Origin of the sequence: Vibrio sp. 10N.286.46.A8 (assembly GCF_041470165.1) — a bacterium.
In the GTDB taxonomy this organism is placed as follows: Bacteria; Pseudomonadota; Gammaproteobacteria; order Enterobacterales; family Vibrionaceae; genus Vibrio; species Vibrio tasmaniensis_A.
In genome coordinates this window covers 1-736 of sequence record NZ_JBFRLX010000051.1, presented here as the reverse complement: position 1 = coordinate 736, position 736 = coordinate 1, and the positions used below count along the sequence as shown (strand labels likewise).

The 736-nt window shown below is 46.6% G+C and carries 1 protein-coding gene; it reads right to left on the bottom strand.

The features are described 5' to 3' along the window. Positions 1-706 (bottom strand): aminotransferase class III-fold pyridoxal phosphate-dependent enzyme (locus AB4232_RS06395; protein ID WP_372086645.1); only part of this gene is annotated, 706 nt, incomplete at its 3' end. Between the last annotated feature and the right edge of the window lie 30 nt (positions 707-736).

Sequence of the window (736 nt, the reverse complement as noted above, 5' to 3'; positions counted from 1 at the left end):
TGAATTCATCACACAGCAAGCGAACCTGTCTCAGGAATTCAGGATGGTAGATACGCATACCGCCAGCACCTTGAACGATTGGCTCTAAGATCACCGCAGCGACTTCTTGATGGTGGGTTGCCAGCTTTTCTCGAAAGCTGTTGATGTCGTTGGCGTCCCATTGATCCCAAAATCCCGTTTTTGGTGAATCAGCAAAAATGTGCTCAGGCAAAAATCCCTTGTAGAGACTATGCATTGAGTTATCAGGATCGGTCACTGACATTGCAGCAAAAGTATCGCCGTGATAGCCATCTCTCAGTGTGAGGAATTTTGAACGAGGTTGCCCTTTAGCGTGCCAGTATTGGAGAGCCATCTTGAGACTAACCTCTACGGCTACTGAACCTGAATCAGCCAAGAATACGTGCTCGAGATTATTTGGTGCTAGGTTCAAAAGTTTCTTACATAAATCGATAGCAGGCTGGTGGGTGATACCTCCAAACATAACATGCGAAACCTTATCGATTTGGCTGTGAGCTGCAGCATTGAGCTCTGGATGATTGTAGCCGTGGATGGTTGACCACCAAGAGGACATACCATCAATAATTCGTTTTCCGCCCTCTAATTCTAGGTAAACGCCGTCTGCGTTAGTGACTGGGTAGCAGGTCAGAGGTGTCAACGTTGATGTATAAGGATGCCAGATATGCTGGCGGTCAAAGGCGAGATCCATAGTAACTTCCATTCTTGGTGTGGCTAATAA